31 protein-coding genes are annotated in these 24,062 nt (G+C 33.1%); 18 read left to right on the top strand and 13 right to left on the bottom strand.

Going from position 1 to position 24,062, the window contains the following annotated elements:
• Nucleotides 1-119: 119 nt before the first annotated feature.
• From Q0910_RS09635 to Q0910_RS09610, 6 genes are all read left to right on the top strand, one after another.
• Entirely contained in the window at nucleotides 120-902 is a 783-nt protein-coding gene (locus tag Q0910_RS09635; protein ID WP_299215410.1) for an ABC transporter permease, read from the top strand.
• A 4-nt stretch (nucleotides 903-906) separates the two neighbouring features.
• Nucleotides 907-1,659: an ATP-binding cassette domain-containing protein gene (locus Q0910_RS09630; protein WP_299215408.1), complete on the top strand. Its 753-nt coding sequence runs from the start codon at nucleotides 907-909 to the stop codon at nucleotides 1,657-1,659.
• 22 nt (nucleotides 1,660-1,681) lie between these two features.
• Nucleotides 1,682-2,659, top strand: coding sequence for an MlaD family protein (locus tag Q0910_RS09625; protein WP_299215406.1), 978 nt, complete (start codon nucleotides 1,682-1,684; stop codon nucleotides 2,657-2,659).
• A gap of 16 nt (nucleotides 2,660-2,675) precedes the next feature.
• Entirely contained in the window at nucleotides 2,676-3,164 is a 489-nt protein-coding gene (locus tag Q0910_RS09620; protein ID WP_299215404.1) for a hypothetical protein, read from the top strand.
• A 280-nt stretch (nucleotides 3,165-3,444) separates the two neighbouring features.
• On the top strand, nucleotides 3,445-4,026 hold the full coding sequence (locus tag Q0910_RS09615; protein WP_299215402.1) for an outer membrane beta-barrel protein: 582 nt from the start codon (nucleotides 3,445-3,447) through the stop codon (nucleotides 4,024-4,026).
• 85 nt (nucleotides 4,027-4,111) lie between these two features.
• The gene (locus Q0910_RS09610) at nucleotides 4,112-4,285 is read left to right on the top strand and encodes a hypothetical protein (RefSeq protein WP_299215400.1); all 174 of its coding nucleotides are present in this window, start codon (nucleotides 4,112-4,114) and stop codon (nucleotides 4,283-4,285) included.
• Between the two features lie 64 nt (nucleotides 4,286-4,349).
• Here Q0910_RS09610 and Q0910_RS09605 read toward each other — a convergent pair whose 3' ends face one another.
• From Q0910_RS09605 to Q0910_RS09590, 4 genes are all read right to left on the bottom strand, one after another.
• On the bottom strand, nucleotides 4,350-5,132 hold the full coding sequence (locus Q0910_RS09605) for a TIGR00730 family Rossman fold protein (protein WP_299215398.1): 783 nt from the start codon (nucleotides 5,130-5,132) through the stop codon (nucleotides 4,350-4,352).
• A gap of 209 nt (nucleotides 5,133-5,341) precedes the next feature.
• Nucleotides 5,342-5,707, bottom strand: coding sequence for a hypothetical protein (locus Q0910_RS09600; RefSeq protein WP_299215396.1), 366 nt, complete (start codon nucleotides 5,705-5,707; stop codon nucleotides 5,342-5,344).
• 8 nt (nucleotides 5,708-5,715) lie between these two features.
• Nucleotides 5,716-5,928, bottom strand: a complete 213-nt coding sequence (locus tag Q0910_RS09595) for a hypothetical protein (RefSeq protein ID WP_299215394.1) — start codon at nucleotides 5,926-5,928, stop codon at nucleotides 5,716-5,718.
• 100 nt (nucleotides 5,929-6,028) lie between these two features.
• On the bottom strand, nucleotides 6,029-6,853 hold the full coding sequence (locus tag Q0910_RS09590) for a DUF6544 family protein (RefSeq protein WP_299215392.1): 825 nt from the start codon (nucleotides 6,851-6,853) through the stop codon (nucleotides 6,029-6,031).
• Between the two features lie 151 nt (nucleotides 6,854-7,004).
• Between Q0910_RS09590 and Q0910_RS09585 the strand changes: the two genes are divergently transcribed.
• Nucleotides 7,005-7,841: a universal stress protein gene (locus Q0910_RS09585; protein WP_299215390.1), complete on the top strand. Its 837-nt coding sequence runs from the start codon at nucleotides 7,005-7,007 to the stop codon at nucleotides 7,839-7,841.
• A 47-nt stretch (nucleotides 7,842-7,888) separates the two neighbouring features.
• Here Q0910_RS09585 and Q0910_RS09580 read toward each other — a convergent pair whose 3' ends face one another.
• The 3 genes from Q0910_RS09580 to Q0910_RS09570 are packed head-to-tail and all read right to left on the bottom strand — an operon-like array spanning nucleotide 7,889 to nucleotide 10,918.
• Complete coding sequence (locus Q0910_RS09580; RefSeq protein ID WP_299215388.1) at nucleotides 7,889-8,563, bottom strand: ABC transporter ATP-binding protein; 675 nt, start codon at nucleotides 8,561-8,563, stop codon at nucleotides 7,889-7,891.
• 10 nt (nucleotides 8,564-8,573) lie between these two features.
• Nucleotides 8,574-9,836 carry an FtsX-like permease family protein gene (locus Q0910_RS09575; RefSeq protein WP_299215386.1) on the bottom strand — a complete coding sequence of 421 codons (1,263 nt, stop codon included), beginning with the start codon at nucleotides 9,834-9,836 and terminating at the stop codon, nucleotides 8,574-8,576.
• A complete protein-coding gene (locus Q0910_RS09570) occupies nucleotides 9,836-10,918 on the bottom strand; it encodes an HlyD family efflux transporter periplasmic adaptor subunit (protein ID WP_299215384.1) in 1,083 nt (360 codons plus the stop codon). Before Q0910_RS09570 ends, Q0910_RS09575 begins: the two co-directional genes overlap by 1 nt.
• A gap of 115 nt (nucleotides 10,919-11,033) precedes the next feature.
• Here Q0910_RS09570 and Q0910_RS09565 point away from each other — a divergent pair, with 115 nt between their 5' ends.
• The 5 genes from Q0910_RS09565 (at nucleotide 11,034) to Q0910_RS09545 (ending at nucleotide 15,763) form a co-directional block, all read left to right on the top strand.
• On the top strand, nucleotides 11,034-11,420 hold the full coding sequence (locus Q0910_RS09565) for a hypothetical protein (protein ID WP_299215382.1): 387 nt from the start codon (nucleotides 11,034-11,036) through the stop codon (nucleotides 11,418-11,420).
• An 18-nt stretch (nucleotides 11,421-11,438) separates the two neighbouring features.
• Nucleotides 11,439-13,820 carry a phosphoenolpyruvate synthase gene (gene ppsA, locus Q0910_RS09560; RefSeq protein ID WP_299215380.1) on the top strand — a complete coding sequence of 794 codons (2,382 nt, stop codon included), beginning with the start codon at nucleotides 11,439-11,441 and terminating at the stop codon, nucleotides 13,818-13,820.
• 19 nt (nucleotides 13,821-13,839) lie between these two features.
• Nucleotides 13,840-14,445, top strand: a complete 606-nt coding sequence (locus Q0910_RS09555) for a hypothetical protein (RefSeq protein WP_299215377.1) — start codon at nucleotides 13,840-13,842, stop codon at nucleotides 14,443-14,445.
• Nucleotides 14,446-14,457: 12 nt separating this feature from the next.
• Nucleotides 14,458-14,760 carry a ribosome-associated translation inhibitor RaiA gene (raiA, locus tag Q0910_RS09550; RefSeq protein ID WP_299215375.1) on the top strand — a complete coding sequence of 101 codons (303 nt, stop codon included), beginning with the start codon at nucleotides 14,458-14,460 and terminating at the stop codon, nucleotides 14,758-14,760.
• A 610-nt stretch (nucleotides 14,761-15,370) separates the two neighbouring features.
• Nucleotides 15,371-15,763 (top strand): DUF302 domain-containing protein, encoded by a 393-nt coding sequence (locus tag Q0910_RS09545; protein ID WP_299215373.1) that lies wholly within the window; start codon nucleotides 15,371-15,373, stop codon nucleotides 15,761-15,763.
• An 11-nt stretch (nucleotides 15,764-15,774) separates the two neighbouring features.
• Here the strand turns inward: Q0910_RS09545 and Q0910_RS09540 are convergent, their stop codons facing one another.
• From Q0910_RS09540 to Q0910_RS09515, 6 genes are all read right to left on the bottom strand, one after another.
• Nucleotides 15,775-16,272 (bottom strand): hypothetical protein, encoded by a 498-nt coding sequence (locus Q0910_RS09540; RefSeq protein WP_299215371.1) that lies wholly within the window; start codon nucleotides 16,270-16,272, stop codon nucleotides 15,775-15,777.
• A 114-nt stretch (nucleotides 16,273-16,386) separates the two neighbouring features.
• Nucleotides 16,387-17,268, bottom strand: coding sequence for a sterol desaturase family protein (locus Q0910_RS09535; protein WP_299215369.1), 882 nt, complete (start codon nucleotides 17,266-17,268; stop codon nucleotides 16,387-16,389).
• 2 nt (nucleotides 17,269-17,270) lie between these two features.
• Complete coding sequence (locus Q0910_RS09530; RefSeq protein ID WP_299215367.1) at nucleotides 17,271-18,242, bottom strand: sulfurtransferase; 972 nt, start codon at nucleotides 18,240-18,242, stop codon at nucleotides 17,271-17,273.
• Complete coding sequence (locus Q0910_RS09525) at nucleotides 18,226-18,708, bottom strand: monoheme cytochrome C (RefSeq protein ID WP_299215365.1); 483 nt, start codon at nucleotides 18,706-18,708, stop codon at nucleotides 18,226-18,228. The genes Q0910_RS09530 and Q0910_RS09525 overlap by 17 nt, the downstream gene beginning before the upstream one ends.
• Nucleotides 18,709-19,929 (bottom strand): sulfite oxidase, encoded by a 1,221-nt coding sequence (locus tag Q0910_RS09520; protein WP_299215363.1) that lies wholly within the window; start codon nucleotides 19,927-19,929, stop codon nucleotides 18,709-18,711. It lies immediately after the preceding gene.
• Nucleotides 19,930-20,066: 137 nt separating this feature from the next.
• Nucleotides 20,067-20,732 (bottom strand): peroxiredoxin, encoded by a 666-nt coding sequence (locus Q0910_RS09515; protein WP_299215361.1) that lies wholly within the window; start codon nucleotides 20,730-20,732, stop codon nucleotides 20,067-20,069.
• Between the two features lie 397 nt (nucleotides 20,733-21,129).
• Here Q0910_RS09515 and Q0910_RS09510 point away from each other — a divergent pair, with 397 nt between their 5' ends.
• From Q0910_RS09510 to Q0910_RS09490, 6 genes are read left to right on the top strand one after another with little or no spacing between them, the layout of a single operon-like run.
• Nucleotides 21,130-21,597, top strand: coding sequence for a hypothetical protein (locus Q0910_RS09510; protein WP_299215359.1), 468 nt, complete (start codon nucleotides 21,130-21,132; stop codon nucleotides 21,595-21,597).
• A gap of 15 nt (nucleotides 21,598-21,612) precedes the next feature.
• Nucleotides 21,613-21,747 carry a YoaP domain-containing protein gene (locus Q0910_RS28655; protein ID WP_366142655.1) on the top strand — a complete coding sequence of 45 codons (135 nt, stop codon included), beginning with the start codon at nucleotides 21,613-21,615 and terminating at the stop codon, nucleotides 21,745-21,747.
• Nucleotides 21,748-21,755: 8 nt separating this feature from the next.
• The gene (locus Q0910_RS09505) at nucleotides 21,756-22,691 is read left to right on the top strand and encodes a hypothetical protein (protein WP_299215357.1); all 936 of its coding nucleotides are present in this window, start codon (nucleotides 21,756-21,758) and stop codon (nucleotides 22,689-22,691) included.
• Between the two features lie 14 nt (nucleotides 22,692-22,705).
• Nucleotides 22,706-23,170, top strand: a complete 465-nt coding sequence (locus Q0910_RS09500; RefSeq protein ID WP_299215355.1) for a DinB family protein — start codon at nucleotides 22,706-22,708, stop codon at nucleotides 23,168-23,170.
• Nucleotides 23,151-23,858 carry a transglutaminase family protein gene (locus tag Q0910_RS09495; protein WP_299215353.1) on the top strand — a complete coding sequence of 236 codons (708 nt, stop codon included), beginning with the start codon at nucleotides 23,151-23,153 and terminating at the stop codon, nucleotides 23,856-23,858. The genes Q0910_RS09500 and Q0910_RS09495 overlap by 20 nt, the downstream gene beginning before the upstream one ends.
• Nucleotides 23,859-23,907: 49 nt before the next feature.
• Complete coding sequence (locus tag Q0910_RS09490; protein WP_299215351.1) at nucleotides 23,908-24,051, top strand: hypothetical protein; 144 nt, start codon at nucleotides 23,908-23,910, stop codon at nucleotides 24,049-24,051.
• Nucleotides 24,052-24,062: the final 11 nt, after the last annotated feature.

Here is a 24,062-nt window from a genome sequence, read left to right as displayed (position 1 = left end):
AGTATACAGACCCTTTAACTATGACAATTATCAGTCTTTAAGACACATAAATCTGATGAATATCATTTTTATTAGAAAACATCAAATCTATCTTTATAGAGATATTAAGTACTACATCTATGACACAATCACTTAGAATAGTAGAAAGAACAAAAGCTTTTTTTACAGAAATTGGCGACTTGTCATATTTTTCATTCCGATTTTTTAAAGAAGTATTTACTAGGCCTTTTGAGTTTCAGGAACTATTACGTCAATGCTATCACATAGGTAATCGATCTTTATTATTAGTTGGTGTTACCGGTTTTATTTTGGGATTAGTTTTTACCCTTCAATCCAGACCTACATTAATGGAATTTGGGGCTGAGTCCTGGATGCCTTCTATGGTTGGTATTTCTATTGTAAGAGAAATTGGCCCTGTAATTACTGCATTAATTTGTGCAGGACGAATTGGTTCTGGGATAGGTGCAGAATTAGGCTCTATGAAGGTCACTGAACAAATTGATGCTATGGAAGTATCTGGCACAAACCCTTTTAAATATCTCGTTGTCACCCGTATAACAGCTACGACACTAATGCTTCCGTTGCTCATTATTTTTGGAGATGCTATTGCGTTATTTGGATCAGCTATCATAGAAAATATAAAAGGTGCTGTATCCTATCAACTATATTTTAATCAAGTTTTTGATGCTATAAAATTCAGTGATATCATTCCCGCAACTATAAAATCATTCTTTTTTGGTTTTGCTATAGGACTCGTGGGATGTTATAAGGGCTATCATTGTAAAAAAGGAACCGCAGGAGTTGGAGAGGCATCTAATTCCGCAGTTGTTTATACCTCTATGCTGTTATTTGTTATTGACTTTATCGCAGTATTTGTGTCTGATATATTTTTTGAAATCTGATATAATGAAAAACGCTACAGAAATATCGCCCATTTTAGAACTCAAAGAATTACGAAAAAGTTTTGGTGATAATCATGTATTAAATGGGTTTAGTCTACAATTATTTGAAGGAGAAAACCTGGTAGTTATGGGTAAATCAGGTTCTGGAAAATCAGTAATGATTAAATGCCTGGTGGGTTTGATGCAAGCTGATAGTGGAAGTATAAGAATTAAAGGTCAGGATATTACTGTTTTAGGGCAAACTGAATTAGATTTATTACGAACGGAAATTGGGTTTTTATTTCAAGGGAGTGCTTTATATGATTCGATGACCGTTCGAGAAAACCTGGAGTTCCCATTACGCCGACATAAGGAAAAACTAAAAATGAAAGAGACCACACAAGCTCTCATTATTGAAGCTTTGGAAAATGTTGGTTTAGCGGATGCTATTGATTTAATGCCAGCAGAGCTTTCCGGTGGTATGCAAAGACGTGTGGCTTTAGCAAGAGCATTGATATTAAAACCTAAAATTATTTTATACGATGAACCAACTACAGGATTAGATCCTATTACTGCAAAAGAAATCATACAATTGATGCGTAGCATTCAGAAAAAATACGGGACCTCATCCTTGATCATCACTCACGATGTTGATTGCGCCCGTGTGATTTCTAATAGAATCATTTTGTTGGTAGATGGAATAAATTACGCACAAGGAACATACAAGGAATTATCACAATCAGATGATCCTCAGGTAAAAGCTTTTTTTAAACATTAGAGAACAAAGAAAATTAGTTATTATGCAAAAATCAGCTTCACAAAAACTAAAACTAGGTGTTTTTACAGTTCTGGGAACCTTACTACTAGTAACAGCACTTTATTTTGTTGGAAACCAACAACATCTTTTTAGTAAAAGCATTAAGATCAAATCTCAATTTGCCAATGTTAATGGTTTGGAGTTGGGTAATAATGTTCGCTACTCCGGTATAAATGTAGGTACTGTGAGTAAGATTGAGATGATAGGTGATTCTCAGATTATGGTCGAAATGATGGTAGAAGAAAGTATCAGAAAGCATATTAAAAAAGATGCTATAGCTACTATCGGTTCTGATGGATTGGTCGGTAATATGATTGTAAATATTATTCCTAGGGAGAGTAAATTACCATCAGTGATTTCTGGAGATACTATACAGTCCTATAGCAGAATTGGTTCTGATGACATGCTTACTACATTAAACGTTACCAATGAAAATGCAGCTCTCCTGACCGCTGATTTATTAAAAATAACTACCGAAATCATTGAAGGCAAAGGAACACTGGGATTATTGATCAATGATTCAACTATGGCGCAAGACTTAAAACAGACGATCTTTCAACTAAAAAAAACCAGTACTGGAGCATCAAAAGCAATTAATGAACTAAATGATATTGTTTCGTCTATTAATAAAAATGAAAGTGTTGCTGGTGTTCTGCTAACGGATAGTATATCTGGTCAAAAAATGAAGACGATCATCGATAATTTAGAGCAATCCAGTGTAGATATAGGTGCAGTTACTAAAAATCTTGATTCTGTTTTAAAAGGAGTTGTTTCTGGAAAAGGTGCTTTACATTATTTAACAGAAGATCAATCCTTAGTTAAGAATATAGACTCTACAATGAATAATATAAAAGAGGGAACAGATCGATTTAATCAAAATATGGAAGCGCTGAAACACAATTTCTTCTTCAGAGGATATTTCAAAAAACAAGAAAAAGAAGAAAAGAAAAAGAAGAATTAATCGTAAAACCGATGATATGAAAATTGAACATCTCGAAGAACGTGTAAATGATTATAGAACTTCAATTAAAACCGTTGTGGACAAAAGATTACTTTGGAAAACAAAAACTAAAACGTTGCTTCTTAAAACCTTAAAAACCATTGTAAAGCTGTATGATATTGGTTGGAAAGTACAAGAATTGAGTTGGATCCATAATAATGAAGCGGTCAATATCACTTTTGATTCGTTTCCGGAAGAATTGATGGATTGTACCAATCAGATACCTGCATTTCAGTTTTTACCAGGTGGTGCATTAATCTTCTCCCAATCCTATAATGGTGATATCTATATTTTTATGCTATTTCCTGAGATTGAAAACACACCCCAAGAAAGCAATGTGATAGAATTGGGTATATACGCTCCAGAAATGGTAACAGAAAAAGTAATTACGGAAAAAGTAGATGAATTTCTGAAAGAAATGATCCAATGGGAAGTACCTTCTGTTAAAAAAAAGGTTGGGTATTGATAATCACAAGATTTAAAGTCTAAAAAGTTTCTGTTATCTTATGTATTCCTAATTCAATCAAATATAAATTATCCTGTTTACAAAGGCATTAAACGCTAAAATTGTTTAGTTTATTTTTCTGAACATCAGAATCGTAATTCACTTTTTATTGAGTAAAATATTTCTCTCCTTAAATGATTAATCTTTACTGACTGCGTCGGCCTTAAATGATAATTATCATAGTCAAAATAGACTTCTGATTCTACATTTGCGTCATATTAACGTTAATCAATTTAGCCTTATGAGAACTTTAAAAATAATAATTATTGCATTTCTAATAGTATCAATAAATGAGACACTCTTTGCACAAGAAAAATGGTCTGTAGAGATTAGACCAGGACTCAAATTACCAACCAAAGATATTGGAGATGCAGACCTAAAAGTAGGTTTCGGATTTGAAGCTACTATTGCTTATAATTTTATGGAACACTTAGCGGGGTATGCCGGTTGGGGTTATAACACATTCAGGGCCGTCAATTCTTTTGCTGGTGAAGATGCCGATTTTGATGAAACAGGATATACTTTTGGATTACGGTTCATTCATCCAATAGGAGATTCTTCTCTTTCTCTTCTGGCACGTGCTGGTGGAATTTACAATCATATAGAAGTGGAAAGCGAATCAGGAGACATTAACATAGACTCTGGTCACGGATTAGGATGGGAAATAGGTGCCGGTCTAGACATCGATTTAGGTAAAAACTGGAGTTTACGCCCTCAAATAGGGTATCGTTCACTTTCAAGGGATCTTGAAATTACGAATACAACCATTGATGCCAAGCTTAACTATATTTCATTTGATATGGGGATTTCAAAACGTTTTTAGTTTGTTAGGAATCAAATAAAGGATATGATTAAAATTATTCATATCCTTTATTTGACTTACTGAGTAAAATTTAGCTGTATCTACAATGTACCATATTTCATTTGATGAAGTCAGGGATACTCTAGAAAGCACCGTTGGACTTGGTGTTTTTGGGCAAAACTGTCAAATGCTGGTTTTGACTATTCTAGGAATGCTACTCTTATGGAAAGTACAATGGAGATTCGATAAAAACTATACCGGTAAAAGGTTCAAGTCTTAATAAATTATATAATAAACATCAAAGTCCGTATATGTGCTAATTTTAATACTTTTAAGGAGCTTTATTAATTAGAAATTCCAACATGATTCCCTTCCCATAACCACCATTTTCTTTTGAAAGGAGTTTTCTTTAATCCATACTTTTTCACAGAATAGGTTTGTAAATGATTTACCATTTCTTCTACTGAATCGGTTACGAATAAAAAACTCAATTCGTTTTCAGAAATCATTTCATGAGTTTTCATTAATTCGATATGCTCTAATAGTTCTTTATGATATTGTTTTCCAAATAAAATGACAGGAAATTCATTAATCATTTTAGTCTGAACCAATAAAAGAGATTCAAAAAACTCATCCATTGTGCCAAACCCTCCTGGTAGTACTATAAAGGCATAAGAATATTTTACCAGAAGTACTTTTCGAATAAAAAAATAAGGGATATTGATCCACTTATGCAGGTATGGATTAGGTTTTTGTTCTTTTGGGAGTAAAATTTTGCACCCAACCGAATACCCACCTTCCTGATACGCACCTTTATTTGCCGCTTCCATAATTCCAGGACCTCCACCGGTCATTACAGTAAATCCCATTCTTGCCAAAGCTTCTCCTATCTGTTCTGCCTTTTGATAGTACGTATCAGAAGACTCTGCTCTTGCAGAACCAAACACAGTTACACAAGGTCCAATAAAATGCATTCTTCTAAAACCTCTAACAAAATTCCTAAGCACTTTTAAGGTAAAATATAGTTCTCTTAATCTAGATCTAGGGCCGGATAAAAAAGAATATTCTTCCGATAGCTTTGGTAAATTGTTGTTTTTACTATTTGATATACTTTCAAAGTTGGCCATAACAAATCAAAAATAGATTCTATATTTTTTTTCAACTATGACATTGGTCAAGATAAATTTTCACTTTGTATTTGGATTATTTTACTGGTACTAAATATTTACAGGAAAACAAGGGTGAAAGAATTTTGGCTTCCATAAACATTTTTTAGATTCATAAAACATCATTAATAACTACTATATAGATTATCATTTATAAGCACTATTATATTTTATATCTTAATAATATCCGTTGGAGTTTCTACCAGAATCGTGATATCTCCTCTTATAGCAATAGGTTGCTTAAGAATTCTAGGGTTATGCCTTATCATCTTTATCCAATCATCAGAAGAAAAATCGTGATATTCAAAATATTTTTTATACGAAGGATGCTCTTGGTTTACCAAATCTTTAATTTCAAGACCTAACCTACCAGCAATTTCAGCAATTTGTGTTCCAGTTAAAGGTGTTTTTAAGATATCAACCTCCCGAATAGGTAAACCTTCTGCCTTTGCATATGCCAATGTCTGCTTTGCTCTTACCGATTTAGAGCTATAGAACAAAGTGATTTGTCGATCAGATGTTGCTATTTCTCCCATAACCTTTATTAATTTTTATTATGAGTAATTACATGATGTTTTAACAATTGATTTAAACTTTCTAAATAATCGGACAATAGTTTTTCGTCCATTTCTTTAGTGTCGTTTGTAGGAAGCGTAAGAGGCTGTTCTTCCAAGAATTTATATAGTTCAGGATACCTAGTCTCTATAAGCGTTGTTAATTCATTAATCTGGATAATTAGATATTCTGGAGTGCTCATTACATTGAATATTTATAATTCCTATAGATGCTAATTTATCACAAAGAAGCTTTAATAAATATGATATTTATCACACTAAAAACACACAACAAACAGGTTATCAATGAATAGTGTTTGTGATTTTATAATCTACAATAGTTGATTTAAAATATTCAAACTTTCGCCCTTTGAGATTCCAAATCGCAGTCATGGATTCTGGAAGTAACAATCCATCATAATTTTTATAGGCTCCGACTTCTCCTATAAAATCTTCTAACCTAAGATCTCTATACCTTTTCGTTTCAAAACGATCTATCAATCCGTTTTGATTAAAAAAGAAAATACCTTCTAGCGTAAGTTTTCCTTTTATCATAATAGCCTTTACACTTTTAACATCTATTGTTTTCCAAGAAATATCAGAATCCAAAAACCCGATAGGAAACCATATTAACTCTCCCAAATACCTCCCTAATGAGCTTTGATCCACCTCTAATCCCGAAAATTGAGCTACATTTTTTATACCCAAAAAACTAACTTTTATCTCGCCTTTAGCGTTCATACTCTTATCTCTAATCAGCATAGGTAAGCTTTTTGCTTTCCAAATAAATCCAGGATTAGTAGAAGACATATACTGAGTTGCTGTAAACTGTAACCAACTTTTATCAGGATTATCTCTAATTTTTCCCTTTTGGTTGAATACAACATTACAGTGTTTTAGTTTCCCCACTACTCCAACTTTAATCAAATAGTTTTTCACTAAATCAGGAAGCGTATCCAAATCTTCTAATAAAATCTTATCGTCGGATTTTATGTTAGCATCAAAAAGAGCTTCTTTTTCTTTTTCCACATTACTGTTAAATGACGAAACCCCAACTATACTTACTAACACTAATAATATTATGATTCCAATAACTATCGCCAACACCATTTTAATTACTTTTTTCATTACTACTCTTTGAGTTAAAAATAAGATTAGATACACTTAATCGAAATGAGGAAAATCATAAATTCATATAAACGTAGAGAACCATTTACTGATTTATGTCATTTTTATTTTGAGTCTAATGTTATAGTTTCATCACAAAATATCACAAGTCATGAAAACTATTTTATACGCCACAGATTATACAGATCATTCTTTATCAGCATTGAACTATGCCTATGATCTTAGTGCTAAATTACAAGCACAATTGATAATACTACACGTATTTGATATCCCGTCTTTTCCGGGTACTACGATCATAAGTCCATTAAGCAAAACTGTAAAAAGAGCTTATGCAGAGCAGCAGTCTATTATAAAAATCTACTGCGCAAAGCATCTGGGAGATGATTTTGAAAAAAATAATGTAAAAACCTCAGTCATCAAACATATGTCGGTCGTAGATGGAATTCTAGAAAAAGGAAAGAGTTTATCTGCGGATATGCTTATCATCGGAATAAAAGATGAAAACAGTAAACGTGGACTATTAGAAGGGGATATCGCAAAAACATTAATTACAAAAGCTCCTTGCCCACTTCTGGTTATTCCAGATAATAGTAGTGCTAAGCAAATAAAAAATCTGGTATATGCAACTGATTTTGAAGAAAGAGACATCTTTGCAATTGAAAAATTGGCATATCTGGCCTCACCTTTTGATGCTGAAATTCATGTGGTTCATATTTCGACTAAAGACACGGAGGAAGAGGAAAATAAAATGGCTTGGTTCAAAGAAATGGTAAAACAAAATGTCGATTATCCTAATCTGGATTTTGATAATTTGATATCCGATACTGTTTATGAAAAATTGAATACCTATCTAAAAGATAAAAAAGCTGATCTTGTGTCACTATTAGAACGTGAGGATAAAAGTTTTTTCAAAAAATTATTTCATAGAGACCTAGTAAAACAGGTAGAATCGCATACGCCAATTCCATTATTAAGTTTTAATTCTTAGAGAATTACCTCTGTAATTAGATATTACTTTTTTAGCATTTGTATATCCTATTCAAGGATACGGCCATCACCCATTTCTATGATCCGATCTGTTTTGTTCGCAAAATCCAGATCATGTGTAACCACTAAAAGAGATAAGCCTTGTTCGTCACTTAATTGTTTGAAAATATTAAAAACATTGTCAGAATTATAACTATCCAGATTTCCCGTAGGTTCATCTCCCATAATGATTGATGGGTTATTAATCAAAGCTCTGGCAATAGCTACTCGCTGTTTTTCTCCACCTGATACTCTGGAAGCTCTTTTTTTTGCCAAATGATCTATCTCTAAAACTCTTAGTTTTTCTATAGCATCGTGTTCGATTTCCTGTAGTGTTTTTTCTCCTAATTTTTTCGCGGGTAGCATTACATTTTCTAATACTGAGAATTCGGATAACAAGTAATGAAACTGAAATACAAAACCTATATGCTTGTTTCTAATATAAGAAAGATGCTCTCTTTCCTGTCCCGTAATCAGTTCATTATTAAGGTATAATTCGCCTTCATAATCTGTATCCATGGTAGACAATATATAAAGCAAAGTAGATTTACCACATCCGGATTTTCCCATGATCGAAGCAAACTCTCCTTCACGAACCTTGAAACTAATATCTTTAAGTACATGAAAAAGCACCGGCTTTTTAAAATACTTATTAATCATTTTTGCTTCGAGAACTGTTTCCATCATACTTCGATTATTGCCCTCTTATAATTTTAACAGGATCTATTTTTTTTGCTTTTCTAGAAGGTAAATACCCCGCTAAAAATGTCGAGATCATAGCAAATGTGATTCCAATCACGTAGAACCATGGATTATGATTAATGGGATATGTCTCTATCGTTGGTAATGCTTCTGTCTGAAAAGGAACCTGATCAATCGCATTGGATAGTATAAATCCAATTAACAAACCTAAAGTCCCACCAACAACACCAATAATCATCGCTTGGCTCATAAAGATTAGCTGCACATCCTTACCAGAAAATCCAGTCGCTTTTAGAATAGCAATATCATTCATCTTCTCATAAATAAGCATATTAAGGATATTATAAATTCCAAATCCTGCTACAATCAACAGCGTAATCGATACTGCATATGTAATTAAATTTCTGATAGTTGTTCCCGTCTCAAACTGTGCATTAGCGGTATTAATATCAATTGCTTTGAGTTTAAACTGCTGCTCGATTTTCTTTGCTAAAGGAATCGCTTTATTAATATCATATAATTTCACATTAATATCGGTAATATAATTTTCAGCTTCCCCCAAAATTCGCTGCACCGTTTTTATATTCGTAAAACTCTGAATATTGTCAATGTCTGCAATACCACTTTGGAATATCCCAACAATTTTAAGCGGAAAAACATCTCCTTTTATGGGACTTATCTGAACCCTATCACCTACATCAAGTGACATTTTATCTGCAATTCCCGAACCTAATAAAATACCGTTTTCATTATTTTTTAAATCTTGTGGTTCTCCTTTTACTATATAGTCTTTAAAATTGAAAAGTTCTACCTCTTTCATGATATCGATTCCGGTAATATTGCCTCCTATTTCAATAGATCCTGCGATGTAAAAAACTTGTGTTTTAATTTGTGGAATCGCACCTCGCACTTCAGGATCTTTATTCAAATAATTGATTATTGGAAGCACATTATGGATACGCTTCTGACTTTGTTTCGGTTTGATAGAATGTACTACATTAATTGTATTCTGAAATTCATAATACAGATCGACAGGTTGTTTTTCTGAAGGTTCTATTTCGTTATAAATATGAATGTGTGGTGTTTGATTAAGAATCAAATCATCTAACATTCCGTTAAGTCCTGTCATAAAACAAACCAGCGTAATATATGCGCCGATACCAAATGTTACTCCAAGTGCCGCAGTAGCTGTTTGTTTGATTTTGGTAATCAAATGTGTTTTGGCAATATTCAATATGACTTTCCAGTTGACCATCAATTAGATTTATAAATCCAGGTTTTTTCAGTGATTCCGGATATAATTTCTACGCTATCCATGCTTTGTAATCCAACAACTATATCTACAATTCCATTTTCAGTTTTCACTTTAGAATTATCTATTACATATTGCTTTGGAATCGTTAGGACTTGTTTTTTATTAGCGACTATGATATTTGCCTCACCGGATAAACCTGGATACAATACTTCAGGGCTTTTGTCAAAAAGAGCTTCCACCATAAACGTTTGGTTTCTTTCATCTTTTTTGGGGTATATTTTACTGACTTTTGCTGTAAAAACTTTTCCATTATATGCATCGAGTGTTATAATGACTTTCTGACCTTTCTTTAATTGTACAATATCCACCTCATCCACCAACATTTCGATTACAAAAACCGTTGCACTACCTACAGAAGCAATTGGTTCTTGTGTATTGACAATTTCTCCTTGATTTTTGTATAATGCATATACTTTTCCATTAATCTTACTATTAACTGTGAAGTCTTTGGTAGTAGTCAATGAGGTTTTATAATTATTTTCTGCTTGTTTAAGTTGTGTTCTTAGCTCGTCCTTTGTTCTATCATATTTATTCTTTAAAAGATCTAAAGATTTTGTAGAAAGCTCATATGCCAGTTTTCTGGTGTCATATTCGACTTTAGAACCGATCTGTTGATCCCATAGATTTTTCTGGCGACAATAATTTATTGAATCATTGGTCATTTTAAGTTCTGCAGATTTAATTTCATCTTTGATTCCATTAAGAATTGCAGCATTTCCATTATAGTTTTTCTGAGCAAGTTCTAACGATAGTTTCGCATTTTCGGTATTCAATTTTGGATTGCTATTGATAATCTGTAGTAGTGGAGTTTCTTTTGCTACGATATCGCCTTCTTCTACCAGATTTTTATCCAAAATACCATGCACCACTGCATACACCTGATACAAACTATCCGGCTGAATTGTAACCGAAGAATATACAGATTCTGTAATATCAGTAATTGATGGTTGAATCTTTTGATCCTTATCCTCACAGGAAATCAGAATATAACAAAACAAGAACGCTATTACAGATCTATGCATGATTAATTTTTATTCAAATTTCATTGAAAACACAATATTTCGGAATGATATTTATCATATTTAAAAACAAAGAGAGCTACTATTTTTGAGATAGATTTAAAAGATCATAGCGATTATGGAAGTATCTATTTTTTTAGCAAAATTCTGGGGTTGGTATCTTATTATATTCTTCTTTATACTAAGTTTTAATCCCACTCGTATAAAACAGATTTTTGAAGATCTAAAAGACCAGAAGTTCTTGATCACTACATCTTTTGTAGCCATCATTATTGGATTGTTAAATATACTTTTTCATAATATATGGGAGCCTAGTTGGAAATTCATAATTACGGCTATAGGTTGGATTTCATTAGGTATAGGATTAGCGTTGTTTATTTTTCCTTTAGCTACCACAAAGTGGCTAGAATTTATTAATATAAAACTAGTACAAGTACTATATGTTTTATTGTTCTTAACAGGGATATTCTTGCTAAATGCATCCTATGAATTAGTACCCTATTAATAGTATAAAAATATAAATATGTTCACCAAAAAGTTTAGAGAAATTAGTATTCAAAACATACCTTCTGTAGGAGGTAAAAATGCGTCATTAGGTGAAATGTATAATCAATTATCATCTAAAGGTGTTCGTATTCCGGATGGTTTTGCAACTACAGCAGATGCTTTTTGGTTATTTCTAAAAGAGAATTGTATTGAAGAACCATTACAAAATCTTTTAAAAAGTTTGGATCGAAAGAATTTTTCTAACCTTCATGAAATTGGTGCGATAGCTCGTGAGCTTATTTTAGGAGGTAAATTTTCTGAAAGTTTTTCAAAAGCTATCCTTGAAGAATACTCTTGCCTAAATACTAAAGAAGAGGTCGAAGTTGCTGTAAGAAGTAGTGCAACGGCAGAGGATTTACCAGATGCTAGTTTTGCCGGGCAACACGATACTTTTTTAAATATACGAGGAGAAAAAGCCTTATTAAAAGCAATCAAACAGTGTTTTGCATCTTTATATACTAATAGAGCCATTAAATATCGTGAAGACAAAGGATTTCTACATCATGAGATTGCGGTATCCGTTGGGGTACAGAAAATGGTTAGATCTGATAAAGGATGTTCTGGAGTAGGATTCACCATAGAACCTGAGTCAGGTTTTAAAAACATAATCCATCTATCGGGAGTATGGGGATTAGGCGAAAACTTAGTACAGGGCACTATCAATCCAGATGAATTTTACGTTTTTAAGCCAACTTTATTACAAGGTAAAAATGCTATTGTACAAAAAAAGTTAGGAGATAAAGAAAAAACAATGATCTATGCAGCATCTGAAGAGGATTCATCAACTATAAATATAGATACGGAAATATCTAAACGAAACCAATTTATACTTTCTGACTCTGAAGTGACTACGTTGGCTAAATGGGCTTTAGAAATTGAACAGCACTATCAAAAACCCATGGATATCGAATGGGCAAAAGACGGTATTACTAATCAATTATTCATTACACAAGCACGTCCTGAAACTGTTCATCATGCTAAAAAATTAACCACTCATGTTGAATATAAATTACAAGAAAAAGGAGAGATATTAACGGTCGGTAACGCAGTAGGTACTAAAATAGCTATTGGTACAGCAAGAATACTTACTTCTCCGAGGGATTCTCATAGACTACAGGAAGGAGATATCATAATTACAGATGTAACCAGTCCGGATTGGGACCCTCTATTAAAAAAAGCTGGTGGAATTGTTACCAATCGCGGAGGAAGAACAAGTCACGCTGCAATCGTAGCAAGAGAACTCGGTGTTCCAGCTGTAGTAGGAAGCAATAGTGCTACACAAGGGATAAAAGATGGTGAGACCATTACAATATCATGTGCAGAAGGTAAAACTGGATACGTATATAAAGGAGCACTTTCTTTTATCGAAAAAAAGATTGATTTTGATAAAATTAAACTTCCAAATACTGAAGCTAAATTGATTCTTTCGGATCCCGAAAAAGCTTTCCAATTTTCTTTTTACCCAAATGATGGAGTCGGCCTATTGCGAATGGAATTCATCATCACACACTGGATAAAAATACATCCAATGGCTTTGGTGAAATTTGATAAAATAAATAATGCTCTGGTCAAAGATAAAATCAAAAGTATAACCAAAAACTACCCTAGTAAAGAAGATTATTTTGTAGATCAACTTTCTCAGGGAATCGCCACAATTGCAGCAGCTTTCTATCCTAAAGAAGTCATTGTCCGAATGAGTGATTTTAAAACCAATGAATATGCTCACTTAATTGGTGGAGCTCAATTCGAGCCCAGAGAAGAGAATCCTATGCTAGGTTTTAGAGGAGCTGCCAGATATTATAGTGATTTATATAAAGATGGTTTTCGACTAGAGTGCGAAGCAATAAAAAGAGTACGATCCACCATGGGATTAACTAATATCAAAGTAATGATTCCGTTTTGCAGAACTGTTAATGAAGGTAAAAAGGTGATCGATATTATGTCTGATTTTGGATTAAAACAGGGAGAAAATAATCTGGAGATTTATGTCATGACCGAGATACCAAGTAATGTGATTTTAGCAAATGAATTTGCCAAAATCTTTGACGGATTTTCTATTGGTTCCAATGACCTCACACAACTAACTCTGGGGATAGATAGAGACTCAGATCTTATGTCATCCATTTTCGATGAAAATGACCCTGCAACAAAAAAATTGATCGCTATGGCAATCGAAAAAGCTAATTATTCAGGAAAAAAGATTGGATTATGCGGCCAAGCACCAAGTGATTTCCCCGAATACGCTTCTTTTTTAGTAAAAGCAGGAATAGATAGTATTTCGTTCAACCCGGATGCATTATTAAAAGGAATAGAAAATATGAACAAAGCAGAGTCTTATACCACTGCGATTGCAAACTAAAGGATGCTATTTATTAATAATGAAAAAAAGAAGCAAAAGAATAATGAGTACCTTACTATTCGTCATAGTATCAACTGTAGTAATTTGGATAACTCTTACCATTGTAGTAAGACAGGAAGGGCCTGAAAGAATAGCAATCATAGGTTCGTCGACAAATGATTATAAAGCACTAATTATATATGATCCTGATCCAATATACAATCTTGACGAAAAAGTTAGCAGATCCTTTGCAGCAGGGCTAGCCGAAAACGGATGGTTGTCAAAACTATCAACTGTGGCCGCCGCCAAAAAGTTGGAAAAAGAAGAAGAATTTGATCTGTATGTATTTTGCGCAAATACCTATAACTGGACTCCTGATAAAGCAATACGAGATCATATTAATGAGGATGAACATCTAAAAGGAAAAAACGTGGTAGCCATTACTTTAGGAAGTGGTGCTACAAAAAGGTCGCAGCGCTTACTGGAAGATTTAATAAAAGAAAAAGAAGCAACGTTAATTGGATCCAGGGAATTTTGGTTAATGAAATCTAACGACGAATCAAAAACGAAAAGATCAAATATTAAGATTGCTTTGGAAATGGCAAATACTTTCGGAAAAGAAATTGCTAAAAAAATTAAAAACTAAAATTACTTACTTATGAAAACAAACATTCAATTTGTACAAATGCCGACAAGTGAATATATGGAGGGTTATGTGCAGGAAAAATTAGAAAAATTATATAAAAAATATGATTGGATCATCAAATCTGATGTGTTTTTTAAGAAAGAAAACGACCCAAAGGGAAACGGAAAAATCTGTGATATGGAATTAAGTCTTCCTGGCCCGAAAATATATGCAACTTCTAACGAGAAAAATTATGAACTCGCAGTGAAAGAAACTCTAAAAGACCTTGAGAGACAACTCAAAAAAAGAAAACAAGAAATGAAACCATATATTTAAGTAAAAATCAAAAAACTGATATTTATCATATTTTATGAGCCTTAAACAAGCTACTTTCGTATGGTAGTTAAATAATAGTTCTTTAGTATAATGATTAGTTAAAAAACAGGTTTTTATTGTAGCGATATGATAGAAACCCTTAGAAGATATTAGAGATATTTTTTAAACTTTATGGTAGGCTCTAGAATCACTTTAGTAATAAGGTGCCGTTTTAGGATTCAATTTTAGTTTGATCATATTCTTAATATCTTTTATGAAACAGGGATGCTTCGGCATCTCTGTTTCTATCTTTCATAACAAAGACATAGGTTGCTATTGTTGCAAGACGGTAGCAATCGAAACGGAGAAATTGACTATATTTTTTCAGGAAAATAACCTGATTTCGATATTTAGCAATAAATGGAACATTGAAGGTAATCGTATCGGAAAATAAAATTAATTTCTTTGTAGGAGACAGGTAGGTTTACGCTTACCTGTTTCTGTTTTTACAAAGAATATCTAGAAGCCTAATTGGCTCATTTACAATTCTCATCCATGATATTTATCATTTCATTTTACTTCAAAAACAATTACATTGATCTAGCTTATCAAATCATTAAATAATCTAGAAATGAAATATTATCTTAATAAATCCCTTAAAAACACAACTTTCGAAAAAGCTATTGCACGAGTTACACACGAACTTAAAAACGAAGGATTTGGAGTTTTGACAGAAATAAATATGAAAGCTACATTAAAGAAAAAACTGAATGTAGATTTTTATAATTATACAATTTTGGGAGCCTGTAATCCTCCGTTTGCTTATGAAGCGTTACAAGTTGAGGATAAAATCGGCACTATGCTTCCTTGTAATGTGATTGTGCAAGAAAAAGAAAAGGGAACAATAGAAATCTCAGCAGTAGATCCTGCAGCTTCTATGATTTCTGTAGAGAATAAAAATTTAGCGGGAATAGCTAAAGAAGTAAGAGATAAGCTAAAAAGAGTCCTAAAAAATTTAGACTAAAACGCTTCTTATTAATACACTCTTGTTGTATCACGACTTCTAGTACTTCTACTCCTTGTGGTATTATCTGTTCTTGTCCCTCTATTTGTGGTAGTTCCTCTATTTCTCGTAGTCGTACTTCTACTTCTTGTGGTTCTACTTCTTGTGCTTCTGCTTCTGTTGTATCTACTTCTATTATCCCTATGATAACTTCGGATATTATCGCCATAATAATCCCGTATTCTTACATAACGCGATCTTCTTAAGTTAATGCTATTATATCGAGGAGGAAGCACACTAACCGTAATCCACACGCCATTATCCAGGTATATGTAATTTCTTAAAGATAAATCATAATAAATCATATAATCAGGAAAATACACATAACGTACCGTTTCTACCCTATTGGGATAAAACCAAGGTGGTGGTGGAGTATCTGGTCTTGATGAGATAATAACCGGCCCACAACTTTCTAATGGAAATAAACTTGCTACTATAAGTAATACGATATAAAACCTACTTTTTTTCATCTCTTCTGTATTTGTTTTCTCTTCAAGTTAAGTCAGAATAGCGCAAAAAGAAATGACATTCGTCACCGATGTATAAGCAAGAAAGGATATTATTACAGTTGGTATACAGTTATATTATTTTTGTTGTTTCGATTTCCCAAAACCATAAATGAGTTGTCCAAAAAAGCCTTTAGGTATTTTTTCATCTCCAGGAAAACCAATTTCAATGGTACCGCTATCTTCTGGTATGTAATTAGTTTTGAAAATATAATCCCAAAGACTTAAACTAATCCCAAAATTTACACCATACGAACCTTTGGGCAAGACATAAGAATGATGGTATAAATGCATCACCGGATTGTTTAGAATATACTTTAATGGACCCCAGGTAATTTTAATATTCGCATGGTTAAAATGACCGATAGCTATGGCCATAAAATGAACTATATATGCTTGTTCCGGCTCAAAACCACCCAAAATCATTACACCAATTGTCTTTAGAGGTTTATAGAATATATTTTCCATCCAATGGTAACGTAAATGCGCCGCAAACCCCATTTCTTTCACTGAATGATGGATTTTATGAAATCTCCAAAGAAATGGATATTTATGAAGCAGCACATGTGTAAACCACTGTACGAAATCTAATATGATAAAAAAGACAATCAATTGACCCCACTTTGGTAAGGCTGATATATCGATAACGGTTAAACTTTTTGCAGAAACTCCTATATCACCAAAAAACACGCCCAATAACTCATAAAAACCGCCTATAACTATGGCGAAAACGAAAAAATTGAAAAACATATAAAATCCATCTAACCAAAAATCTTTCCTAAAAATGGATTGCTCTTTTCTCCAGGGAAATGCTATTTCTAATCCCCAAACAAACAAGGAAATTACTATCAGACCCCAAAAATAATTGGTATACCAGGGCACATCAAATAGTATCGAGTTCCAGGTCCATTCAATATTATTCCAAAAAGCGTCAATAAACGCATTCATATACTTTTCCATAACTATCTTTTTATTGTTGTTATACTATCTTGTTCAAAAGGCAGCTCATCAAAATAACTCCATTCTACCCATGAACCATCATAGTTTTTTACATTTTTATAACCTAGCAACTCAGTTAGCACAAAGGTAGTATGTGCGGATCGAACGCCACTGTGACAATACGTAATTACAACATCGTTTTTTGAACCTCCCGTGCTACCGTATATCTGTTCTAATTGATCAAAAGATTTAAACTTTTGTGTTTCATTATAATCGATCGCCTCAGCCCAATCAATTAGTATACTATTCGGAATCCTGCCTGCTTTAGTTGCTCCACTTTTTTGTCTTTTTCCACTAAACTCTTCGATATTTCGAGTATCTAGTATAATGTCTTTTTTACCCGAAACAAGTATATTGTTAATTTCATCTTTACCAATCCATAATTTAAAGGAACCATCTTCCGAAAGTTTAAAATTTGAAGGCATCACTGATACTTTTTCATCATTAGTAGCTCCTCCTGCTATTTTCCATGCTTTCAAACCGCCATTTAACAATTTTACAGATTCAAAATCATAATTCTTTAGTATCCACCACAAACGCGCTGCATCGCAGGCTCCTCGATCATCATATAGTATCAATGTGTCTTTATTAGTAATTCCTAATCTATTAAATAATGCTTCAATTTGTTGCCTTTTGGCCATCATCCCTTTATAAGGGTACGATGTATCTTCAATATCAGTTCGCCAAATGTTTATAGCACCGCTAATATGTTCTTTATTATAGTTTTGTTCTTTCCTGAAATCTATTACTTTTATATTTTCATTTTCCAAGAGTGAAAACAACTCTTCTGCTTCAATAAGATATTCTGAACTATAATACCTTTTTGCATTGATTTCAATTTTAGGAGTGAATTTTTTCTGAGTTTTTTCTTTAGATTTATTACAAGAAAGTATGAATATTCCTAAAATAATAAGTATACTATTCCTGTAAATCATACCATTCTATATTGGTTAATACTTCTCTTCTTCCTTTTTTACCAGGAGGATAATTGGTAACAAGATAGTTCACTATAATCTCTTCATTGCCTCCAAGATCCCACAGGTTTTGGGTTTCCTGCATCCACCGTATGGTAGCAATCCATCTTTCTTTATTCATTCGATTTTGTATCACTAATTTAGATGAATGACAATTAGTACAATTATTTACTACTTCCATCAGCCCTTCTGCTTCAATTAATCCCGTTCTTAGATGTATACCATTTTCTATTTTGTCTTCATCTTCTTCATTTAGTACATATAATGATTCTGGTGTAGTTTCTGTAGTTTCCTTAAATACTGATAATGTGGGATCTGTAATTAAATAAATTCCTGCAATAGTAACCAATCCAACCATAGAAAAAACCATCACCATAATCCGATAAATGGTTTTGACTTGATATCTAAATTGCTCTTCTTTCTCCATTTATTTAACTTTTACAGCAATACGATGACAAGCATTGTTTAAATATCCTTTTGGATTCCAACCGGGTAAAATCATTGGTTGACTTGCACCTTTTGTATCCGTTGCTCTAGCCCATACTTCATAATATCCTTTCTCTGGAAAATCAATAGTAGCCGAAAAATGCTGCCACGCCAATCGATTGGCTGGTTTTTCTACAGAACATTCTATCCAGGTACTCCCAAAATCAATGGAGTATTCCATTTTAGCAACTTCTAATTCTCCTGCCCACGCATGCCCCCTAATCTTCAATTTTTTCCCTTTATTAATTATTGCTCCTGATTTAGGATAGGTAATTAATGATTTCACTGGCATAGATTCTATAATGCACATATCCTCATCTTTTACCTTTTCACCTGGCGCAACAGGATTACAAGGAACTCGATATGCAGTGCCTGTCATTTTAGTCCCGTCATGTATTTTATTTCGAATGCTGATTCGGTTTACCCATTTACCTGAAACGGAAGCAGGCCAACCACCTGCTACCAATCGTAATGGGTATCCATGTGCCAACGGAATAACCTCTCCATTCATCTTAAAGGCTAATAATGTTTCGTCCTGTAGTGCTTTTCTCATAGGTGCACCACGGGATATTGGTTCCTTATCAGGGTCTCCGCTCAAATGTTTGTCAGCAGCATGATATCCAATATAAACAGCAGTATCTTTTATACCTGCATCCTCCAAAACATCTCTTAACCTAACTCCTGTCCATTCTGCACAAGACACTGCGCCAACGGTCCATTGATTTCCTTTTGCTGGAGGATCAAATTCACTACGCCCGTTACCGCCACATTCTAAGGTAAGTTGATATGTATATTGTTTGAATTTTGATTTTAAATCAGAAATTGTATATGTTTTCTTCTGTTTTACTGACTCTCCGTCAATGGTAAGCGTCCAACTATTTATATCAATATTTTCGGGAATGAGACCGTTATTTCTAACAAACATATATTTATTAGGTGTAATTCTATCATCCAATAAATGAGCTTTAGCTTCTATGTTCCATGGTTTATCATTAAGAACGACCATCTCTTTATCTTTGTCGAAAAGCTTAAATGGATCTGGATCCTGATGTAGCAAAGGTTCATATCCTTTAGGCATCACATCAGCAAAAACTATATGTACTCCAGCAATTGCAGCCGTTACACCTAGGGTTGCTTTCTTAACAAAATCTCGTCTTTCCATTTTGAATAAAATACAAATTAGTGCTTAAAATCTTTAAATTTAGACTTTTTTAAAGCCTGTTTCAGTAACAAAAGTTACAATAATAGATTTTAAGAAATAACAGATAGATTATGTAAGGTGAAAACGAAAAAACAATATCAATCCAACTTTAAATCTTTTCTGGCCAGGTAAAAGTCCACTTTTTCGCAAGATTCGTCCTGAATCCTGTCTTCCATTTCTGTTAAGGTTTTTGGTGGTGGAACAATTACTTTATCTCCTCTTCTCCAATTTAAAGGCAAAGCAACTTTATGTTTATCCGAAATCTGTAGCGCTTCCAGTGCTCTAAGGATTTCATCCATATTACGCCCCACATTTAATGGATAATACATGATAAGCCTGATTTTTTGATACGGATCTATAAAAAATACGGCCCTTACCGCTGCTGTTTCACTTTCATTGGGTTGTAGCATACCGTATAATTTGGCTACCTTCATATCAATATCGGCTATGATTGGAAAATCTAAATACACTTTTGTTTTCTCCAATACATTATTCACCCAAGCCAAATGAGAATGAATACTGTCAATACTTAATCCAATGAGTTTCGTATTCAAATTCTCAAATTCTTTACTACGTTCCGCAAAACCACTTAATTCTGTAGTACATACAGGAGTAAAATCTGCAGGATGGGAAAACAATATAACCCACTTACCTTCTGCAAATTCAGAAAACCTTAGTTTACCATGTGTAGTTACTGCTTCAAAATCCGGTGCATCATCTCCTATCCTTGGCATGATATTCATTTCTATGTCTGTTGTTTCCATGATTCTTTTATTTTTTTAAAAAAGTTTTACTAATTAGAAATTGATATTCCTTGTAAACCCCTAAATTACTTTATGGTTATGTCAATTACAGTAACTCTTGTTACATAATGAATTTTTCAGTATTCCTATATAGAACCATTTAAAATTATCTTTTCGATTGCTCTGGCACAATGACAATTATCATCTTTAAGACTTCCTTTCTGTCTTCATAAGTTTGAATATTAGGCTTCTTTGCATAAAATCATTTCATCTAAAGAATTTCTCAATGCGTATCTCTTTTTAGAAAGTTTTCAAAATCAACAGAAACGTTTTTGTATGATAATTATCATATGGATTTGTGGAGTCAAAAGTTATTTTTATGAGAATATAAAAAAGTCAAATCATAGAACACAATAATATGAAAAATTCACAATTTAAAATTTTAGGAATAGCGATCATTATGATATTCTTTAGTGCAAGTACAAGTGTTTTTGCCCAGAAAGGAAATGGTTGGGGACAGAATTCTAATTACGGAAGGAATTTTAACGCTAACGAAATTAATACAGTAACAGGGACTGTTACAGCTGTAGAACGAATCCTACCCAATAAAAATATGTCTTACGGGCTACATTTAAAAGTAAAAACCAATACAGAAACTGTTTCTGTTCATCTGGGACCAACTTGGTTTTTGGACAATCAGGAAATTCAATTCAGCAAAGGAGATCAGGTAAACGTAACAGGTTCAAGAATTATTTTTGAAGATGCACCAGCGATTATAGCCATAGAGGTTGTTAAAGATGAGCACATACTTTATTTAAGAGATAAGAACGGGTATCCAGTTTGGAGTGGATGGAGAAAAGGAATGACGAAACGAGGAGTCAATTAAAAACAAAGAGGCTGAATTCTAGTAAAAGAGAAAAGAATTCAGCCTTATTCTTTAACTATCTTACTTTTTAGAATTTTTTACAATGGGAAATTTGTAACTCAACATATTCTGAATGAAAAGTATTTCGACCGTTTCATTACTACTCAATAAAATACAAAATGAATAATGAAGAAATCCTACAATGGCTTTTAGATGGAGATGTATCTATACAATACCAAACGTATCGTGATTTGTTATCAACAGAACGGAAAGACCTTAGAGATAAAATAGAACAAGAAGGTTGGGGAGCACAATTTATTTCAAAACGAAATCCAAAAGGTCATTGGGGAAAGGCTTTTTATCAACCAAAATGGACCTCTTCGCATTATACACTAATTGATCTCAGGAATCTATGCGTTTCGACCGATAATCAACTTATAAAAGAATCGATAGATAAAATAGCAAAAGAATGTAAGGCAGATGATGGAGGCATACTTCCAAAGGCCAAAAAAAGTGATGGTTGTATCAATGGTATGTTTCTCAATTACGCAAGTTATTTTAAAACAGAAGAATATCATTTGAAATCTGTAATTGATTGCCAGTTACAAGAACTAATGCTTGATGGGGGTTTCAATTGTAGGTTAAATCGTTCTGGTGCAAGACACAGTTCCCTACATACTACACTTTCGGTTTTAGAAGGCTTTACTGAATATGAATATAATGGATACTCATATCGATTAGATGAAGTGAAGAAAGCCATGCAATCCTCCAAGGAGTTTATACTGCTTCACCAATTGTATATTTCAGATAGGACGGGTGAAATCATTAATAAAGATTTTTTGAGATTGTCTTATCCCAGAAGATGGCGATATGATATCCTCAGTGCATTGGATTATTTTCAATATTCAAAAACTGAATGGGACGAAAGAATGCAACCTGCTGTTGATGTACTATTGAAGAAAAGGAACAAAAATGGTACTTGGAATATACAGGCCAAACACCCTGGACAAACTCATTTTGACATGGAAAAAGCAGGTAAACCTGGTCGTTGGAACACTTTGAGGGCTCTAAGAGTATTAAAACACTTTGAAATTCATGTAATGCCCTCTCGATAATTAAAAAAAATAGAATGAAAACTAAAACACAAGTACTTATAGAACTTTGGCAAGAAGCCAGAACTCGATTTTCAAATCAGCTATCGAATCTTTCAGAAGATGATCTAAAGAAAAAACTATTACCTTCTCCAAATAGCATTGGTTTTCTAATAAGGCATATTGCAGATGTAGAATTGCTTTTTGCTAAAAATGTATTTGGAGCAAAAGAGACAAAGGTCATTGCAAAAACTGTAATTGCACAGAAAGACACTGACGAATGGACTAACCTTTCGGAATTAAAAGAGTATACAAGCCATGCTTTTGATGTGCTAAAATCTATTATAAAAAAACAAAATGAAGGGGACTGGCAAACAACAATCACAACCAAAGAGTTTGGCACTAAAACAAAAGCAGAAGCCTTCGGAAGAATCATATCGCATACTACATATCACGCCGGACAAATAGCTATTATAAATAAATATGGAAACGTCACCAAATAATTTGGCGGATTATAAACATCCGATCGTAAGAAGTAAAGCACTAGAATTGACAAATAATCAAACATCAATTCGGGAAAAAGTAGCAGCAATCTTTCATTATGTGAGAGACGATATCAAATTTGCATTTCCAAAAGAAGGAGATTTTGTAAAAGCATCCAAAACGATTGAATATGGTTATGGCCAATGTAATACAAAAGGAACACTATTTATTGCTTTGTGTAAAGCAATCGATATAGAAGCAAGAATTCATTTTTCATTAATTAAAAAAGATATTCAAAAAGGATTATTCTCAGGAATAGCCTTTTGGTTAATGCCAAAATATATATCTCACAGTTGGGCAGAGGTCAAAATTGATGAAAAATGGGTTAAAATCGACTCCTATATCAATGACAAACAGTTTTATGAAGTAGGAAAGAAAAAGCTAAAAGAAAAAAACTGGGACATTGGATATTCTGTGGCCTGTTCAAAAAATGAATCTAGTATTAACTTAGATCTTGATAATGAAAAATTTGTTCAAATGGATGCAGTAATAGGAGATCACGGTGTTTATGATGAACCAATCGTTTATTATAAATCCTCGAAATATAAGAATAGACCCAATGTGTTAAAGAATTTTTTCTATAGATTATGGGTGGGGAGAATTAATAAAAAAGTGGAGAAGCTTAGATATTCATGTGCAAACAATTGATACTAAATTTTCTTGTAGAATTTTGATTTCAATTATAAACAAAGCTATTATGTGTTTTTCAGCTAGTGTAAGTTTTGGTGCAAGTATTATCATTGGAGGTATTGGAGGAGTAGCTCTAAAAAAGGAAAAAACCACTTCTCAAAAGGTTTTTACTATGATCCCTGTGTTTTTTTTGCTGCTATTTCTAGCGTAATTGTGTTGGTT

The organism is uncultured Aquimarina sp., from assembly GCF_947495315.1.
In the GTDB taxonomy this organism is placed as follows: Bacteria; Bacteroidota; Bacteroidia; order Flavobacteriales; family Flavobacteriaceae; genus Aquimarina.
Note: the sequence above shows the minus strand (reverse complement) of the source record. Positions and strands in the feature narration are given on the sequence as shown.

Excerpts from the sequence above, each read along its gene's own strand:
- Q0910_RS09635 (WP_299215410.1), top strand. The coding sequence starts at position 120 with ATGACACAATCACTTAGAATAGTAGAAAGAACAAAAGCTTTTTTTACA.
- Q0910_RS09630 (WP_299215408.1), top strand. The coding sequence starts at position 907 with ATGAAAAACGCTACAGAAATATCGCCCATTTTAGAACTCAAAGAATTA.
- Q0910_RS09625 (WP_299215406.1), top strand. The coding sequence starts at position 1,682 with ATGCAAAAATCAGCTTCACAAAAACTAAAACTAGGTGTTTTTACAGTT.
- Q0910_RS09620 (WP_299215404.1), top strand. The coding sequence starts at position 2,676 with ATGAAAATTGAACATCTCGAAGAACGTGTAAATGATTATAGAACTTCA.
- Q0910_RS09615 (WP_299215402.1), top strand. The coding sequence starts at position 3,445 with ATGAGAACTTTAAAAATAATAATTATTGCATTTCTAATAGTATCAATA.
- Q0910_RS09610 (WP_299215400.1), top strand. The coding sequence starts at position 4,112 with ATGTACCATATTTCATTTGATGAAGTCAGGGATACTCTAGAAAGCACC.
- Q0910_RS09605 (WP_299215398.1), bottom strand. The coding sequence starts at position 5,132 with ATGGCCAACTTTGAAAGTATATCAAATAGTAAAAACAACAATTTACCA.
- Q0910_RS09600 (WP_299215396.1), bottom strand. The coding sequence starts at position 5,707 with ATGGGAGAAATAGCAACATCTGATCGACAAATCACTTTGTTCTATAGC.
- Q0910_RS09595 (WP_299215394.1), bottom strand. The coding sequence starts at position 5,928 with ATGAGCACTCCAGAATATCTAATTATCCAGATTAATGAATTAACAACG.
- Q0910_RS09590 (WP_299215392.1), bottom strand. The coding sequence starts at position 6,853 with ATGAAAAAAGTAATTAAAATGGTGTTGGCGATAGTTATTGGAATCATA.
- Q0910_RS09585 (WP_299215390.1), top strand. The coding sequence starts at position 7,005 with ATGAAAACTATTTTATACGCCACAGATTATACAGATCATTCTTTATCA.
- Q0910_RS09580 (WP_299215388.1), bottom strand. The coding sequence starts at position 8,563 with ATGGAAACAGTTCTCGAAGCAAAAATGATTAATAAGTATTTTAAAAAG.
- Q0910_RS09575 (WP_299215386.1), bottom strand. The coding sequence starts at position 9,836 with ATGGTCAACTGGAAAGTCATATTGAATATTGCCAAAACACATTTGATT.
- Q0910_RS09570 (WP_299215384.1), bottom strand. The coding sequence starts at position 10,918 with ATGCATAGATCTGTAATAGCGTTCTTGTTTTGTTATATTCTGATTTCC.
- Q0910_RS09565 (WP_299215382.1), top strand. The coding sequence starts at position 11,034 with ATGGAAGTATCTATTTTTTTAGCAAAATTCTGGGGTTGGTATCTTATT.
- ppsA (WP_299215380.1), top strand. The coding sequence starts at position 11,439 with ATGTTCACCAAAAAGTTTAGAGAAATTAGTATTCAAAACATACCTTCT.
- Q0910_RS09555 (WP_299215377.1), top strand. The coding sequence starts at position 13,840 with ATGAAAAAAAGAAGCAAAAGAATAATGAGTACCTTACTATTCGTCATA.
- raiA (WP_299215375.1), top strand. The coding sequence starts at position 14,458 with ATGAAAACAAACATTCAATTTGTACAAATGCCGACAAGTGAATATATG.
- Q0910_RS09545 (WP_299215373.1), top strand. The coding sequence starts at position 15,371 with ATGAAATATTATCTTAATAAATCCCTTAAAAACACAACTTTCGAAAAA.
- Q0910_RS09540 (WP_299215371.1), bottom strand. The coding sequence starts at position 16,272 with ATGAAAAAAAGTAGGTTTTATATCGTATTACTTATAGTAGCAAGTTTA.
- Q0910_RS09535 (WP_299215369.1), bottom strand. The coding sequence starts at position 17,268 with ATGGAAAAGTATATGAATGCGTTTATTGACGCTTTTTGGAATAATATT.
- Q0910_RS09530 (WP_299215367.1), bottom strand. The coding sequence starts at position 18,242 with ATGATTTACAGGAATAGTATACTTATTATTTTAGGAATATTCATACTT.
- Q0910_RS09525 (WP_299215365.1), bottom strand. The coding sequence starts at position 18,708 with ATGGAGAAAGAAGAGCAATTTAGATATCAAGTCAAAACCATTTATCGG.
- Q0910_RS09520 (WP_299215363.1), bottom strand. The coding sequence starts at position 19,929 with ATGGAAAGACGAGATTTTGTTAAGAAAGCAACCCTAGGTGTAACGGCT.
- Q0910_RS09515 (WP_299215361.1), bottom strand. The coding sequence starts at position 20,732 with ATGGAAACAACAGACATAGAAATGAATATCATGCCAAGGATAGGAGAT.
- Q0910_RS09510 (WP_299215359.1), top strand. The coding sequence starts at position 21,130 with ATGAAAAATTCACAATTTAAAATTTTAGGAATAGCGATCATTATGATA.
- Q0910_RS09505 (WP_299215357.1), top strand. The coding sequence starts at position 21,756 with ATGAATAATGAAGAAATCCTACAATGGCTTTTAGATGGAGATGTATCT.
- Q0910_RS09500 (WP_299215355.1), top strand. The coding sequence starts at position 22,706 with ATGAAAACTAAAACACAAGTACTTATAGAACTTTGGCAAGAAGCCAGA.
- Q0910_RS09495 (WP_299215353.1), top strand. The coding sequence starts at position 23,151 with ATGGAAACGTCACCAAATAATTTGGCGGATTATAAACATCCGATCGTA.
- Q0910_RS09490 (WP_299215351.1), top strand. The coding sequence starts at position 23,908 with ATGTGTTTTTCAGCTAGTGTAAGTTTTGGTGCAAGTATTATCATTGGA.